Annotated in this window: 19 protein-coding genes; all 19 read right to left on the bottom strand. The window is 48.0% G+C overall.

Going from position 1 to position 15,629, the window contains the following annotated elements; all coding sequences use genetic code 11:
* Window positions 1–126: 126 nt before the first annotated feature.
* The 19 genes from J4760_RS03605 to J4760_RS03515 all read right to left on the bottom strand — a co-directional run bounded on the left by J4760_RS03605 (window position 127) and on the right by J4760_RS03515 (window position 15,627).
* Entirely contained in the window at window positions 127–753 is a 627-nt protein-coding gene (locus tag J4760_RS03605) for a phosphatase PAP2 family protein (RefSeq protein ID WP_145286471.1), read from the bottom strand.
* Window positions 750–1,829, bottom strand: coding sequence for an undecaprenyldiphospho-muramoylpentapeptide beta-N-acetylglucosaminyltransferase (locus J4760_RS03600; protein WP_145286468.1), 1,080 nt, complete (start codon window positions 1,827–1,829; stop codon window positions 750–752). The genes J4760_RS03605 and J4760_RS03600 overlap by 4 nt, the downstream gene beginning before the upstream one ends.
* A 99-nt stretch (window positions 1,830–1,928) precedes the next feature.
* Window positions 1,929–3,419, bottom strand: a complete 1,491-nt coding sequence (locus J4760_RS03595; protein ID WP_237604796.1) for a S41 family peptidase — start codon at window positions 3,417–3,419, stop codon at window positions 1,929–1,931.
* A 190-nt stretch (window positions 3,420–3,609) separates the two neighbouring features.
* On the bottom strand, window positions 3,610–4,329 hold the full coding sequence (gene deoD, locus J4760_RS03590) for a purine-nucleoside phosphorylase (protein WP_145286462.1): 720 nt from the start codon (window positions 4,327–4,329) through the stop codon (window positions 3,610–3,612).
* A gap of 36 nt (window positions 4,330–4,365) precedes the next feature.
* Window positions 4,366–4,587, bottom strand: a complete 222-nt coding sequence (locus J4760_RS03585) for a YozE family protein (RefSeq protein WP_145286459.1) — start codon at window positions 4,585–4,587, stop codon at window positions 4,366–4,368.
* A complete protein-coding gene (locus J4760_RS03580; protein ID WP_145286456.1) occupies window positions 4,587–5,087 on the bottom strand; it encodes a PTS sugar transporter subunit IIA in 501 nt (166 codons plus the stop codon). The genes J4760_RS03585 and J4760_RS03580 overlap by 1 nt, the downstream gene beginning before the upstream one ends.
* Window positions 5,088–5,124: 37 nt before the next feature.
* The gene (msrB, locus tag J4760_RS03575; protein ID WP_145286453.1) at window positions 5,125–5,550 is read right to left on the bottom strand and encodes a peptide-methionine (R)-S-oxide reductase MsrB; all 426 of its coding nucleotides are present in this window, start codon (window positions 5,548–5,550) and stop codon (window positions 5,125–5,127) included.
* Window positions 5,550–6,071, bottom strand: a complete 522-nt coding sequence (gene msrA / locus J4760_RS03570; RefSeq protein ID WP_145286450.1) for a peptide-methionine (S)-S-oxide reductase MsrA — start codon at window positions 6,069–6,071, stop codon at window positions 5,550–5,552. The genes msrB and msrA overlap by 1 nt, the downstream gene beginning before the upstream one ends.
* A gap of 22 nt (window positions 6,072–6,093) precedes the next feature.
* Window positions 6,094–6,639, bottom strand: coding sequence for a DUF2140 family protein (locus J4760_RS03565; RefSeq protein ID WP_237604795.1), 546 nt, complete (start codon window positions 6,637–6,639; stop codon window positions 6,094–6,096).
* A gap of 15 nt (window positions 6,640–6,654) precedes the next feature.
* Complete coding sequence (locus J4760_RS03560; RefSeq protein WP_237604794.1) at window positions 6,655–7,134, bottom strand: dihydrofolate reductase; 480 nt, start codon at window positions 7,132–7,134, stop codon at window positions 6,655–6,657.
* Between the two features lie 10 nt (window positions 7,135–7,144).
* Window positions 7,145–8,098: a thymidylate synthase gene (locus J4760_RS03555; RefSeq protein ID WP_237604793.1), complete on the bottom strand. Its 954-nt coding sequence runs from the start codon at window positions 8,096–8,098 to the stop codon at window positions 7,145–7,147.
* Between the two features lie 224 nt (window positions 8,099–8,322).
* On the bottom strand, window positions 8,323–8,760 hold the full coding sequence (locus J4760_RS03550) for a BrxA/BrxB family bacilliredoxin (RefSeq protein WP_145286438.1): 438 nt from the start codon (window positions 8,758–8,760) through the stop codon (window positions 8,323–8,325).
* Window position 8,761: 1 nt separating this feature from the next.
* Window positions 8,762–9,556: a virulence factor gene (locus J4760_RS03545; RefSeq protein ID WP_237604792.1), complete on the bottom strand. Its 795-nt coding sequence runs from the start codon at window positions 9,554–9,556 to the stop codon at window positions 8,762–8,764.
* Between the two features lie 29 nt (window positions 9,557–9,585).
* Entirely contained in the window at window positions 9,586–9,870 is a 285-nt protein-coding gene (locus J4760_RS03540; protein ID WP_237604791.1) for a NifU N-terminal domain-containing protein, read from the bottom strand.
* A 10-nt stretch (window positions 9,871–9,880) separates the two neighbouring features.
* Window positions 9,881–10,054, bottom strand: coding sequence for a zinc-finger domain-containing protein (locus tag J4760_RS03535; RefSeq protein ID WP_145286435.1), 174 nt, complete (start codon window positions 10,052–10,054; stop codon window positions 9,881–9,883).
* 57 nt (window positions 10,055–10,111) lie between these two features.
* Window positions 10,112–10,513: a ribonuclease HI family protein gene (locus tag J4760_RS03530; protein ID WP_145286432.1), complete on the bottom strand. Its 402-nt coding sequence runs from the start codon at window positions 10,511–10,513 to the stop codon at window positions 10,112–10,114.
* An 11-nt stretch (window positions 10,514–10,524) separates the two neighbouring features.
* On the bottom strand, window positions 10,525–11,397 hold the full coding sequence (locus J4760_RS03525; RefSeq protein WP_145286429.1) for a 5'-3' exonuclease: 873 nt from the start codon (window positions 11,395–11,397) through the stop codon (window positions 10,525–10,527).
* Window positions 11,390–12,256, bottom strand: coding sequence for a sulfurtransferase (locus J4760_RS03520; RefSeq protein ID WP_237604790.1), 867 nt, complete (start codon window positions 12,254–12,256; stop codon window positions 11,390–11,392). Before J4760_RS03520 ends, J4760_RS03525 begins: the two co-directional genes overlap by 8 nt.
* Window positions 12,253–15,627: a dynamin family protein gene (locus J4760_RS03515; protein ID WP_237604789.1), complete on the bottom strand. Its 3,375-nt coding sequence runs from the start codon at window positions 15,625–15,627 to the stop codon at window positions 12,253–12,255. The genes J4760_RS03520 and J4760_RS03515 overlap by 4 nt, the downstream gene beginning before the upstream one ends.
* Window positions 15,628–15,629 lie beyond the last annotated feature (2 nt).

Below are 15,629 nucleotides of genomic sequence, written 5' to 3'. Positions count from 1 at the left end.
AAAAAAATTGGCAACGCCCAGAAGGACGCTGCCATATGTTTATGGATATATTTCTTTGTCTTGAAAATGATCTGTTAAATAAGGGGGGCTTATTCATTATCATTGATAATCATTTTCAATTACATTCTAAACAGGCGTTGGAAGCTTGTCAAGCTTTTTGTGCATGATGAAGCTTGTTCCGATGACCACAGCGGTTCCGGCGACAATTCCGGCAATGACATCGGTCGGATAATGTACACCCAGATAGACTCTCGAAGAAGATATCATCAATATGAATGTGGCGCATACACCATAAAGTATCCCCTTGTTGTTCAGTTCACTGTTTTTGATAAGCGCCATCAATGATCCGAAGAAAATGGACGATCCCGTTGCATGGCCACTCGGGAAGCTGAACCCGGTAATATCGATTAGTCTGAGAAGAGAAGGTCGTTGCCTGTCGAAGGTATTTTTCAATACAGGTACGAGTACACTGCTCGTCAGCATCGATATGATCAGAAAAAGTGTTTCGAACTTGAGACGATACAGCATCAGTATCGTAATCATGATGAGTGACAGAATAATCATCGACAGCACTTCCCCGACCTGGGTGAAACCGAGCATGAGTGCCGTGGTGATGAAACTTTCCGATGCGTAGATGAATTCATACACTTCAGTATCGATCCAGCGTCCGAGGCGGGATTCATGGAAAAAGGCGATGACGCCGAAAATCAGTGTAAAAACGAGAAACAGGGATAATTTTTTCAGTCGACTCATTGATGTGCCTCCTTGCTGATCAGGAAATCGACGAGCTCCTGAGGTTTGAAGCCTCCTTCGAACTTGCACATGCAGTCCACGATGGCTTCCTTATTGGAATCGATCCGGGCAAGCGTCTCCTGGAAGATTTCCATATCAAGTGCTTCATCCTGTATGACTTCTGCATAGCCTTTCTCTTTGAAATACTCTGCATTCTCCACCTGGTCCCCTCTGCTCTGGGAGCGCGGCAGCGGTATGAGTATCATCGGCTTTTCGTTGAGGAGGAATTCGTAGATGGCGTTCGAGCCACTACGGCCGACGGCGATATCGGAAATAGTGATGAGGTGCGGGAGTTCCTTTTTCACAAACTCGAACTGTTTGTAGTTGTCCCTGTCGAGCCCCTCCTGGTAGTTGCCCCGGCCGCATAGATGGATGATTTGCCATTCTTGGGTCAGTTCATCCAGGTTGTTCCTGATGAACTGGTTGATGGAACGGGCACCGAGAGACCCACCCATTACAATCATGACAGGCTTGTCAGGTGTAAAACCGGTCAGTTCGTAGCCGATCTTGCTGTACCCGCGTTTCAGTTCATCACGTATGACCGGCCCGATATATTCAGCCTTGTCTGAAGGAATATATTCAAGTGTTCTTTTGAAGGTGACGAATATTTTTGTGGCAAATTTGCCTGCTATCCTGTTCGCAAGTCCTGGTGTAATATCGGATTCATGAATATAGACGGGGATGCCGAGCGATTTAGCAGCAAGTACAACAGGTACACTGACAAATCCGCCCTTTGAGAATACGAACTCGACATTCTCCTTTTTGAGCACCTTGCGGGCATCGCTGATGCCCTTCATGACTTTAAAGACATCTTTGAAGTTTTCCGAGGAAAGGTAGCGTCTCAGTTTCCCGCTCGAAATATTATAGTACTTTATGGAAGTCGCACCGATAATTTCTTTTTCGATCCCCTTCTTCGACCCCAGATAGACAGGTTCTATCCCTCTATTTATAAAACCCGGTATGAGCAGTTTATTGAGCATTACATGACCGACTGTGCCCCCACCCGTGAGGACAACTTTTCTTTTCTTTGGTTCCATACTTTCCTCCAAAACTCTTTTATGCTAATTACTTTAAACTATTTTTGCCATTGATACAATATAAAGCCGTATAAACATGATGTCCATACGGCCTGAGTGCTATTCTTCTGTCGATTCCTCTTCATTGCCTGCATCCTGCTCTGCGTGATTTTCACGTTCCTCGATCTCCAGATGCTGTGCACGTTCATCTGCGTATGCTTCTATTTCTTTTTCAGTATAGTCGCCATTGATATAGTCGATCAGATAGTTGAGCTGGGCATCATTGCTGTTGATGTAGTCCCTGAGGTCACTCATCAATGCAGTGGAAGTTTCACCAGTGACATCGCCACTCTGCTCAAGATCATGATCTGCCTGGAACGATTCTACTGCTTCGGTCAATGATGCATCGAATGTTTCGTTGAAATCATCAACTTCATAACCGAGCGTGTCCAGCGCCACTTTGATGGATGGTACTGTTTCGTTGCTGACATCTTCAGTATACACTTCTTCAGGGTTCAGCATTTCCACCCTGTAGTAGTCCGGGTTCACAAGCTGCACATCCGGCGTGATACCTTCGCCATGCACCCAGCTGCCATCCGGTGTCAGCCATTTCGTATTCGTATACTTCAGAAGGGAGTCATCACCAAGTTCGACTGTGCGCTGTACAACACCCTTACCGAAGGACTGTGTGCCTGCAATGGTGGCATCCGTCAGATCATCCAGCGCGCCTGCAAATACTTCAGAGGCGCTTGCAGAGCCTTCATTGATCAGGATATGGACGTTAAAGTCGTCAGTGTTCGGATTCTTCTCATTACTTGTCTTTATTTCAGTGCGTTCTCCACCATTCTCTTCCAGATAGAGTACCGTTTCATTCTGCCCGATGAACTGGTTGATCATGCTGACAGCTTCATCCAGAAGTCCGCCCGGATTGTACCTGAAATCGATGATGATATCCTCTACGCCATCTTCAGATGCCGTATTGAGCATGTTCTCGAACTCCTCAGTCGTTCCTTCCTGGAAGCGGTTGATGCTGATATGGCCGACACCTTCCACTTCTTCATAAGTCACACTGTCGAGGTGTATCGTATCTCTTGTAATCGTCACTTCCATCGGATCGCCTTCACCTCTGACAATGGTCAGGACAACGTCCGTACCTTTTTCTCCACGTATCAGCTGGACAGCTTCCTGGGTAGTCCATCCTTCAATGGATTCGCCATCCACTGCAATGATCTCATCTCCCGGTTCAAGCCCGGCTTCCTCAGCTGGAGAGCCGCGCATCGGGGATGTGATGATGACACGGTTGCCTTCCTGCATCACTTCGGCCCCAATGCCTTCGAAATCGCCGGTTACAGATTCCTGGAATTGTGCCAGCTCTTCGTTGTTCATGTATTCGCTGTATGGATCATCGAGCCCTTCGACCATGCCCTGTATTGAAGATTCGATCAGCGCCTCACGATCGACTTCTTCATAATAGTTGGCATTGATCGTGTCATACACGTTATAGAGTTTGGCAAACTCGCTCCGCGTATCCGTTCCGACATTGACAGCCTTCTCGGACCCGGCTTCGAGGCTGAGTGCTGTAATGACAGCTGTGGCAATGATTGATGTCAATATGATTACTATAAACCAAAAAAAATTGATATTGATACGTCGTCCCTCTCCAAACCTGGACTCATGACGCTCGTTTTCTTCGCTCAAAACATACACCTAATTTCTGCTTGGATAATTAAGTTTCAGTTTACCAGTTTAAGCTTGAAAATTAAAGAAAAAGAACAGTGCCGGGCACTGTTCCTGCTGTATACTATTCAGTTTCTTCTGCAAATGGGAGGCTTGCATCGAGCGCCACTTCAATCATTTCATTGAAAGTGGTCTGACGTTCTTCGCTTGAAGTGGCTTCTCCGGTAAGGACGTGGTCCGACACGGTAAGGATGGAGAGTGCTCTTGCATCAAACTTTTTGCTGATTGTAAAGAGTGCACTGGACTCCATTTCCAGAGCCAGGACACCGTACTCTGCAAGCTGCTCGATGTTGCCATTTTCATCGTAGAAGGAGTCCGCTGTGAATACGTTGCCGACTTTGACGTTCAATCCTTTTTTCTTCGCTTCATTATAGCTTGAAAGCAGCAGCTCGAAGTCTGAAGTTGGTGCGTATTCGATATTGTTGAATAGTTTTCTGTTCTGATATGAGTCGCTGGACGCGCTCTGTGCCAGAATGACGTCCCTGACTTCCACATCTTTCTGTATGGCACCGCATGTGCCGACGCGGATCAGGTTTTTGACACCATATTCAGCCATGAGTTCGTGAATGTAGATGGAGATGGATGGAACACCCATGCCGGTCCCCTGTACAGAGATGCGCTTGCCTTTGTAATAGCCTGTGAAACCAAGCATATTACGGACTTCATTGTAGCAGACAACGTCATCAAGAAAAGTTTCTGCAATATATTTGGCTCTTAGTGGATCTCCAGGCAGCAGAATCGTTTCTGCGATATCGCCCTTGTTTGCATTGATGTGGATACTCATGAATAATAATCTCCTTTAGTTGGTATGAATGTCGGGCTAGTGCGCCAGCCAGTTCTGATAGTCATCAAAAGCTGAATCATAATGGGAAAGCGGCATGTCTTCATAAGGGTTCTCCTCAAGGTATTCCGAAATTTCAAGGTAGTCGCCGGAATACTTGGGAAACATGGGATCCTCCATGATGAAGCCCGCCAACCGGCCGGTCGGCGAAGCTTCCCCTCTTCTTGTCTTGATATACTGGTAGAAAGAATAGTTCTTCATTATTTTACAGACGCAATTGCAACAACCGTATCTGCCCGATTCAGGCTGCTGACTTCCTCAATATTGAAAGATTCGAGCGTGTCACTGTTGGTTATGATGACAGGGGAAATTGTGCTGTTCGCTTCCGACTTGACCAGATCCATATCGAATGTGACAAGCTTGTCCCCCTGTTCAACTTTGTCTCCTTCAGAAACATGGCCTTCAAACCCTTTGCCTTCCATTGCAACAGTTTCGAGTCCGATGTGGATGAGCAGTTCAATATCATTGTCTGTCTTGATGCCGATTGCATGGTTCGTTGGGAAGACCTGCATGATGGTACCGGAGACAGGAGCGACCACTTCGCCATCCGTCGGCTCGACACCGAACCCTTCCCCCATCATCTTCTCAGCAAAAACAGGATCTGGAATGTCTTCCAGTTTAACATATTTTCCATTCAAAGGACTTGTGATTTTGAGCTCTTTATCTGCATCGTTCTTTTTGCCGAATAAATTTTTAAACATGTGTTCTCTCCCCTGTCCATATTAATTTTTATGATGCCTAGTTGAAGTACTTCAAGTATTCGCCGTACCCTTTTTCTTCAAGATCATCTTTCGGTACAAACTCGAGTGCTGCCGAGTTGATGCAGTAGCGCAGTCCGCCGAGTTCCTTCGGACCATCTTCAAACACGTGGCCAAGATGGCTGTCCGAAGTTTCGCTTCTGACCTCCGTACGGCGCATACCGAATGAATCATCGAAGTGCTCTGAAACATCTTCCGAAATCGACTTTGCAAAGCTTGGCCATCCGCAGTCGGATGCAAACTTGTCACGTGAAGTGAAAAGTGGCGTGCCTTTGATCTTATCAACATACAGTCCATCTTCGTAATGATTCCAGTATTCATTCTGGAACGGTGGTTCTGTACCGTTTTCCTTCATGACATTGTATTCGGCAGCTGTCAGTTCGGATTCACTTCTTTCGATTGCCATTATTCTTTCCCCCAATGCTCTTCTATGAATGATTTTCTGCCTGATCCCTTGAAGTAGGCATTATAGTGTGCACTGTTCGTCTTATAGAAGTCCTGGTGTTCTTCTTCCGCCCTGTAGAAGTTCTTGTACGGCAGTACCGGTGTACGGATCGGACCATTGAACACATTCTGTGCATCGAGCTTCTCGATGACTGCTTCCGCGGTACGCTTCTGCGCATCATCATGATAGAAGATCGCCGGGGCATACTGTGGTCCACGATCGCCGAATTGTCCGTTTGTATCTGTCGGATCGAATGTCTTGAAGAATATATCAAGCATGTATTCGTATGACATCACCGATTCATCAAAATCAATCTGTACCGCCTCGACATGTCCTGTTGTTCCTGTTGATACTTCCTGGTATGTCGGATTTTCAACATGACCATTGGAGTAGCCGGAAACGACCGAGTTCACTCCATCAAACTGGTCAAATGGTTTTACGAGACACCAAAAACATCCACCTGCTAATGTTGCTATTGCCAAAATACTCACCTCTTGATTTCTTTTATCTTGTTATAGAAAAATACCACTCATCATTCTCATAATCAATTGAATCGACTTTCACATCCCACTCGAGCTGCTCTGTCAGCACTGCGGAATCAACAATTAATGCCCTCTCAACGTCACTGAACCTGATGCCTTCCGGCAGGTCAGCCTGTGTTCTGATCAGTGAATACAGCATGTCCTGCGTCAGTGGAAGATCTGAAATGTTGATGTTGCTGATTTCAAAGACCACTTCGTCTCCGGTGGATACGGGATCAAGCTCGATTGAAGTATCGATGGTGAAACCATATGCTTCCTGGACGGCATCGAGCATTATACCTGTTTCATCCACCGAAATCGACAGGCTGTCATCATTTATGGATTCGTTCAGTACGGATTCGACAGCGTCGTTGTTCATCTTTATTTCTATACCCGATTCCGAAGAAACATAATTATCATTTTCAGAAGAAGGTGCTTCGTAGCTTCCGTCCAGAATGGTGAACAGCCAGATGCCGATGCCTACATTCACAAGCAGCAGGATAATGAACAGCCATTTCCAGATATTCAAGAATATACCCCTCCTTTATAGGTTTCTGCGTCTATAGTGCAGAAACTCGTGCGGGTACCTGTTCTTTTCGTCCACAGTCCCTTCCACCTTCGACAGCAGTTCCCACTCGGAACTGTCGTAGTCCGGGAAGAAGGTATCTCCGCCGAATGTTTCATGAATGCGTGTTACATGCATTTCATCAACGAGATGCATCGCCTGATTGTAGACACCACTCCCACCGAAGATGAATACTTTGCCATCCAGTACTTCTATCTCATCGATGCTTGAGATGACATCGACGCCCTCATGCGAGAAGTCTTCATTCCGGGTCAGTACGACATTGCGGCGATTGGGCAATGGACGTCCTATTGATTCGAAAGTTTTCCTGCCCATGACGATGGTGTTGCCTTCTGTAAGCTTTTTGACATGTTTCAGATCATTCGGCAAGTGCCACGGCATGCTGTTTTTAAAACCGATGACGTTCTGTGCCGAGTGACATACGATCAGAGATATCATTTTTATCCTCCTATACCGCAATCGGGGCTTTTATATAAGAATGCGATTCGTAGTCCACCACTTCAAAGTCTTCATATTCCAGCTCAAACATGGAACGGTCACTGTTGATCTTTATCCGCGGTGGTGTGAAGCCGTCTCGTGCGAGCTGTGTCTCTACAGCTTCCAGATGATTGCTGTATATGTGCGCGTCACCCAGAGTATGGATAAATTCATGCGCTTCGAGGTTGCATTCCCGTGCGACAAGGTGCAGCAGCAGTGCATAGCTGGCAATATTGAAAGGTACACCGAGGAAGACATCGCCACTTCTCTGGTAGAGCTGGAGACTGAGCTTTCCGTCGTTGACGTAGAACTGGAAGAAGGCATGGCATGGGGGGAGTGCCATCGTATCGATTTCAGCCGGATTCCAGGCTGTGACGATGTGCCTTCTTGAATCCGGATTGCTTCTGATGCTTTCGACAACATCCTTCAGCTGATCTGTGAAGCTGCCATCCGGCCCTTCCCAGGCACGCCACTGCCTGCCGTACACGTTGCCGAGATCTCCATACTTGTCGGCAAATGCATCATCCTCAAGGATTCGCTGCTTGAATGATTCCATCTCTTCCTTATATGTTTCCTTGAATGCATCATCCTGCTGTGCGCGGATGCCGAAGTTGGTCATATCCGGTCCGCTGTATTCCTCAGACTCCACCCAGTTCTTGAATGCCCACTCGTTCCAGATATTATTGTTGTACTGCAGCAGGAAACGAATGTTTGTATCTCCACGGATAAACCAGATCAGCTCTGTCGCCAGCATCCGGAACAGCACTTTCTTAGTGGTCAGAAGCGGAAAGCCATGCTGCATATCGAATCTCATCTGATGGCCGAATATGGAATACGTTCCGGTGCCCGTGCGGTCCCCTTTGTATTTTCCATCATCCATGATTTTTTTCATCAGTTCGTGGTATTCCCTATCAAAAGGATTCATATTATCCTCCCCTTTTCTTTTTTGTATTATTTATATATAATAATACATGAATGTACGTATGTACGTATCGATTAAATCTAATTCTTTGAGGTGTAGCCAATGGAAGTACTTATGACAATCGGTCTGACGCTGCTCGCTTTATATATGACGTCCATGAGCATTTTCGAATAATACCGCAATCATCAATAAAAACAGGAAAGGCTTGGGCCTTTCCTGTTTTTTTATTATGCACAATGCGTATCAAAGGCTTCTTTTATGTCCATCATGATGTCATTGATGTCGCGGCCTTCAATATGTTCACGTGGAATGAAGTGGACAAGTGCATCGCCTTTGAACAATGCCATCGAAGGGCTGGAAGGCGCCTGGCCGACATATTCACGCATGCGCTCTGTGGCCTCCTTGTCCTGACCTGCGAACACGGTCGCTCTTCTGTCCGGACGGATCGGATTCTGCTCGGCGACGGTGACTGCAGCCGGTCTCGCCAGTCCCGCAGCACAGCCGCATACACTGTTGACGACGACAAATGCGGTTTCTTCTGCACCGAGGCCGGACATGAACTGATCCACGTCCCGAGCCGTTGTCAGATCTTCGAAAGACCTCTGTGTCAGTTCGTCACGCATCGGTTGTGCAATTTCTTTCATATATGCTTCGTATGGGTTCATTCTATCGCTTCCTTTCCTGAATCTGTTTCCAGACGCTGCCGAGTGCAGCCTCTCCCTGCTCGATTCTGGCGATGGCCATCTCCATCTGGAGCCGCACATCATACTGGGCATCGTCTTTATGGGCATTCAGATGCGGCAGACTGCTCTCGTCCCCCACTTCGTAGACGAACATGGCAGCGCGCCAGCGTACAATCGGACTTTTGTCTCCAAGCAGTGGATAGATATCTTCCAGGCCCTCTTCATACCCTAGGTCACTATAGGCATCTCCTGCCGTCCGCCTTACAGGTATCGAGCGATCCTCCAGTGCGCGTTTCAGATATGCCAGAGTCTTCTTGTCCTCTATCATTGCCAGCAGGCTGACAGCTTCCCTTCTTACCTGCATCTTATCATCCGAGAGTGCAAGGGAAAGCAGTTCATAATCATCCTGGGTCGGTGTCTCCATGTGGTTCAGCATCCACAGCCGGTCTTTCCAGTCCTGCTTGGATTCAAAGTCTGCAACGCTCCATCTGTAGTAGCGTTTCGGTTCCGGCGTCGTCCTGTCCTTCGCTTCTTCGATGAGCCGCTCGAGACTCTTTGCATCATACAATGCATCGAGCTCCTCCATGACTTCCTGGAATACTTCATCCGGGGTCCCGTAGCGCGTGCCATGATCCTCCCATCTTCTGAGCAGGATGATATTGTCCTCTTTGAGGGTGGCTGCATCGACAGCCTCCATGAATCTTTCGGGCAGCTGTTTCCGGTGCTCTTCTCCGTCATTCAGTTTGATCTGATACGGAATGTTTTTGAATGTGAGCACCTGGGTGGAGACGGCACCGAAATCATCCGCTAACTGAGGTTTTTTTTTACGTCCTGATCATCGGAAGAGAATGTGTTCTCGATTTCCGGTATCAGTGTGTCCCAGTCGGCTTTTGGTGACTTGTCGACCGAAATGAAGTTCAGCGCGTGGAACACACTGGTTACATCCTCAAGTTCGAGTACTCTGTTGATGAATGCAGGTGCATCATCGGATACTTCACGATATGTTGATGATTTCATTTCCTGTTTTTCTTCACTTACAGTGATTTTCATAGTATTCGGGCTTGGTGTCGGTTCAATTTTAACGATTTCCATGGTAATCCTCCTATTGCAGTTCATTTCCGTGTGATCGTATGGCTATGCCTACCGAACACTCGTGTATGCAAAAATTATGTGCAGCCGTTTTGCTGCCATCTGCGCGGTTAAGCTCCTTCAGAAGGCAACCCTGGCAGTATTTTTCTTCAAGGGCGTTGATCTTATCCAATACTTCGATATTCACTTTTCAACCTCCTTAAGCAATTATACCGAAATTTGGCGTATAAAAAAAGGCAGATCATCAAGATCTGCCTTTCTTATGTCTGTAGAGCAGTTCCTTTGCACGTTCATCAGCCCGACGGTTCTTCTCTCTCGGTGTCCAGCTGATGAGGAAAAGATCGAACTTGCCGAGATCGGCTGAAATGCTGTTGAAGTACTTCCTGAAAACAGGATGCTTCACATATTCCTTGTCAAAGCTGTCGGATATGATTTTGGAATCCGTATAGACAATAAGAGAAGTGATGGAATGCTCGATCGCTTTTTCAACAGCAAATTCGAGTGTCGCCCATTCTGCTTCATGGTTGTCCATCTCTCCAAAAAACTTCGTGAATTCGAGATTCATCCCCTCATCTTTGAAGACGACTGCACCGGCAGCGAGCTTCGGCTGCATTGAAGCAGCTGCGTCTATATACGCACGTGTCATGCGGTCGCCTCCTAGAGATCCAGTGTCCCGACGAACTTGCTGCTGATCTTGAGATCATGGTCATCAAGTATGGTCTGGATCTGTGTTTTTGAGATGTTCAGTACACTGCTGTGCTCGATATAATCGAAATCAACAGGTACATCAGTGATGATGCGGGCCAGCCTCTGTGAAATTTTCAGCGACTCCACATCACTTTCTATTTTGCTGCGGATGGCAGGTGTGAGCGTATCGAGACTCATAAGAATGTTTTCAACGCTCTCAAATTCGCGGATCAGCTTGAAAGCCGTCTTTTCTCCAATGCCTTTTACGCCCTTGTAGCCGTCGCTCGCATCCCCCATCAGCGCTTTGACATCGATGAACTGCGCGGGTGTGATGCCATGCTCCGCTTCAAAGCGGGCTCTCGTATACTGATCGTACACAGTATAGCCTTTCTTTGTCAGCCACAGCTCATTTCTGTCATCAAGCAGCTGCAGGAGATCCTTGTCTCCACTGACGATGATGATATCATCATACCGCTTCGACAGAGTACCGATGATGTCATCCGCTTCATATCCTTTCATGCCGATCTGGAACATGCCGAGCGCATCCAGCACTTCCTTGACATGATCGAACTGCGGAATCAGTTCATCAGGTGGTGCGACCCTGTCCTTCTTGTAATCCGCATACCAGTCGTTCCTGACAGTTTTCGACCCCATGTCCCATGTGATGATAAGTTGCTCCGGTTTCAGCGTCTCGACCAGCTTCAGTACATGTCGGACGACACCCTGGACACCATTGGTTGGTCTGTCGTAGACGTTGTACATGAACTGCTGCCGGAAGCTTGTTGCGTAGAAATGACGGAAAAGCAGTGCCATGCCATCCACTACAAGTATATTGTTATTCATTCAGTGACAGGATCCTTTCATTCAGCGGGGCATCCCCGGTTTCGATACTATTTTCATCATCCGTTATCCATTCCGAGAAGCTGCCGCCATAAAGGCGCACCGGCAGCCCCATTTCATGGAGTACGAGAAATGGTGGTGTTGCACTCATGCCCGAACCGCAATATACGATGATTTCCTTGAAACTGTCAAGAAAATGGCGCATGTGCTCATAGGATCCGAAGTCCATCCTGCCTGCTGTGAAGAAACTGCCATAGGGGATGTTCACAGCGCCCGGAATATGCCCCATCTTGCGGTCGATCGGTTCTTCGAGGCCGAGATACCGTTCCCTGCTGCGGACGTCAATCAGCAGGACATCCTCATCATGCACCGCTTCTTTTACATCCTCCATCAGCACGAGCAGTCCGGTTTCGACATCTGAGTAGTCGCCGGTACGTGCAATATTTTCGACAGGCAGTACAGGTGTACTGGCATTGAAGTATGAAGATAGCTCTGCGAGGCTCTCCATCGAGTCATTCCACAGCATGGCATCCAGACCATAAAGCCTGAACAGGTAGTATAGGCGTGTATGGAAGAACTGCTGCTCACCGTCGAATAGAAGCGGTATCTCCCCTGGGGCTTGTGCCAGTGATGAATAAAGTGTTTCCACAACACTCTGAACCGGTATCGGATGTCTTCCGTGATTCAGTCCATCACCATCAAATGTCCACGGGTGTTGTGGAATGTGCACGGCGCCCGCTACCGGGTATTCGGATATCTTATCCAGTGATGCTGTCATATCATCCATGACATTGCGGCAATCCACCGGAATGAGCGTATTGAAATTATGTTCGTCTACAGTCGTCCTATCCATAATGGTCATGCATTCACCACCTCAAGATTTTCTATTGTCGCAGCAAGCGCTGTATCCGCCCGGTAGACTTCCTCACTGATCTCAGGGAGCGGTTCGGACAGTGACTGCCGGATGGGCACAAGCTGCTTCTTCATTTTCTCATCCACATCGGCCAGATAGGTGTCGATCATATTTGTCATCTCACCCTGCATTGTTTCCTCATCGATGGAGTCGATAATGGCTTCTGCGAGTTCAAGCAGCAGGCTGCGGAATTCCCTTGCTTTATTTCTGGCACGTGCAAGCGGCCTTTCGTATCCGGTGAGACGGGACCCATCGATTGCAACAGTCGGCTGCGCATGCTCAGCATATACGCTGTCGATATGATGAGCAGTCTGTGTTTCCTTCAGATCATCATTCAGCTGGCTGATCATCTGTGCGATCTCCCGCTCCGCCTTATGGTAGACCGCATTGAAACTCGTTGCGGTTTCAAGGCCGAGGTGCTGGTCGATGACGTTCGTCAGATAGGCACGATTATCCGAAAGGAAATGGCCATTCTTCATATCCACCGGTGAAATCAAACTTTTCAGCTGATCATAGAGCTTCAGTGTCAGCTGCTTCTTCGTATGGGACAGTATGATGCCGAGCTCCTGATGGAGTGTGGGTGCAACGGAGATTACTGTGAAGCGGTCGATCATGTCGCTCACCCGGCTTCTGGCCGCTTCTATTTCCGCCTGCAGTGCATGACGGTCATGATACCGTTCACGGTTGCTGGCGATGGCACGCTTCAGCTGTTCTGCAGTTTCCTTCATGGACCGGTACTGGATGCTTGAGGCATTATGGCTGGCAAGCGCTGTAATTTCATCCTTGGCTGTTTCGAATCCCGCTTCACCATCTTCAAGTGCCTGCCTGCTTGATACCGGGAATATCCGATGCTCGATTTCGAGCTGTTCGAGTGATGAATTGATATAGTCCATGACTTTTTTGAGATCGTCCTCCGACTGCATCAGATCGACAGCATTGACGATGAAGATGATCGGGAAATCCGGCCCTTTGATCGACTTGATGTACTGCAGGAACTGCTCATCGGAACGGCTGAATACATGATTGTAGTATGACACATAGATGATCATGTCACTGCCGGCAATAATACTGTGCGTCTCCTTCGTATGGCGATCATTGATCGAATTGATGCCCGGGGAGTCCGTGATCGTGAACCTGTCCGTAAATGGTGTATCCATAGACAGGAATGCCTTATGGATGAATATGGCCTCCTCATCCGTACTGATCATATCGATGAGTGCACCGGTCTCCATTTCAATATCCTGCCCGAGATGCACCTGATGCGTATCGAAGTGGGACAGGATGCCATCAATGAACGGAATATGGGCTTCCTTCACCTTACTGCGGCTGCGCCGGATCCAGGGAAGGAAGTCGGCGACTGTGCTGCCTTCATGGTTGGTGATCACCTGAAGGGACTGGACGAGATCCGCTTCTGTCTTATACCGTGCATGACTCCCGCCACTCCCGGTGATTTCAGTGATGGTTGCGGTCGTCGGGTTCGGGCTTGTCGTCAAGTGGGCACCCCCCATCAATGCATTGATGAAGGTCGTCTTGCCGGCACTGAATCCGCCGAACACACTTATGTTGACTGCGCCCTGGTCGATACGTTCAAGCTTATCCGTGATGATGCTGCGATAGTCGCTGTATCTCGGGTGATCTTTGAGTATATCGACGAGCTGCCGGTAGTAGGCGGTATCCATCTCTTCGATACGCCCATCGGCCATGCTATCCTTATAGTCATGTGTATCGGATGCTTCTTCTTCGAAGTCCCGGCTGATCGCCTCGGTCAGGTCGAGCTTATCCATTTCGTCATCGAGATGGATATAGAAGTGCCTGTAGTTCGCCGTCTCGATGGATTCGACCAGTTCGAGCGTCTTCTTCAGCGACTGGTATGATCGAAGCGTCTCTGCCAGTTCCGATGACGTGGCAGACTGTGGCTGCTCCCGTATTTCAAGATGCTGCATATGCTCCATTGCACTGCTGGTAATATCGGATCCGATGGCCCGCTTCAGCTTGTCCAGATAGTTCATGATATAGGCGGACGACAGTGTCGTAATCTCCTCCTCGATCAGCACATCTCTATTCCAGCGGTATCTGAATGGTGCACCTTCCAGTCCAAGCTTGTCGAAGAGGCCATTCACCGGTGCATTGATCTCGGTCTGTATGACAGGATCGATTTCACTGCCTATTTTATTTCTATGCTCTTCAATGAGTGCCTGCATCTTCTTCTTCTTGCCGAACAGACCACCAGGCTGTATTTCACCGGCACGCACCTTCAAGTATGCTTCTATTGCGGACTTCACCTGGTGCGGGTACAGGTAGCTGTTGGTGACGATGTCCTTCAATGAAGACTGGACGTGGGAACGGAGTGCTTCGGGGTCTCTGTGAAGGCAGGAAATCTCGCTATTGCCGAGTGCCTGCTCCAGATAGGTGATCTGTCCTTCCACAGCCTTCTTCGTGGGTGTTTCGGAGAGGTCCAGCCTGCTCTTCATATCTTCGGCAGCATCCTCCAGGTACTGGAGCTGCCTGTGTTCTATATTGTGGACAATGCGCTCATGATACTGCACTTCATAAACAGATCTGTTTTCTTCCATCCTTGAGATCTCCGCAGCAACCTGTACCACTTCATTGTAGGGGGATTCATATATGGATGTTGTAAAAATATGAGCAGGTTCAATATTCCAGTGGCCGAGCGTCTTTTTGATGCGCGACATGAAAGTGTCCATCGAAAGTTCTGCATCATCATGCTTATCGATCTGGTTGATGATCAGTGAAAATGGAATTTCAAGCTCTGATATCTCCTTGAGCAGTTTCATATTGTGTTCACTCTCGACGTGGTTGTATTCGACTGTGAAGAAGATATAGTCGCTGTTCAGCAGGAAGCGGTTGGCACTGTCCTCATGACTCTGTGTATTCGAGTCGACACCCGGCGTATCCTGGAAGACGGTACGTTCCTTGAACTGCTTGTGGGGGACGTTCATCGAGATGGATGTGATATCAAGGTCCCTCGTGTTCAGGCTTCTGAGTGCTTCATAGCTCTCGAGCGGAATATATCTGTACTGGTCGACGAAAGCCTGGATCTCACTTGACTCCCCGATCTCCACCGCAACCGTATTGCTTGTCGTCGGCACCGGTGACGATGGCAGGATGTCCTGGTCGAGCAGATGATTGATCAGACTAGACTTGCCGGCCGAATAGTGGCCGATGAATGAAAAGACGAGCTGATCCTTGTATGTCTTCATGATGGCATGGTCGATCTGCGAAACAAGCACATCATTATCGGACTTCAGTATTTCCTTTTTCAGCTTATATAATGTGTCGAGTGTTCCTGTCGCTGCCAATT

This window comes from Salinicoccus sp. ID82-1 (assembly GCF_021991715.1).
Lineage (GTDB): Bacteria > Bacillota > Bacilli > Staphylococcales > Salinicoccaceae > Salinicoccus > Salinicoccus cyprini.
This window is presented reverse-complemented; position numbering and strand designations above follow the sequence as displayed.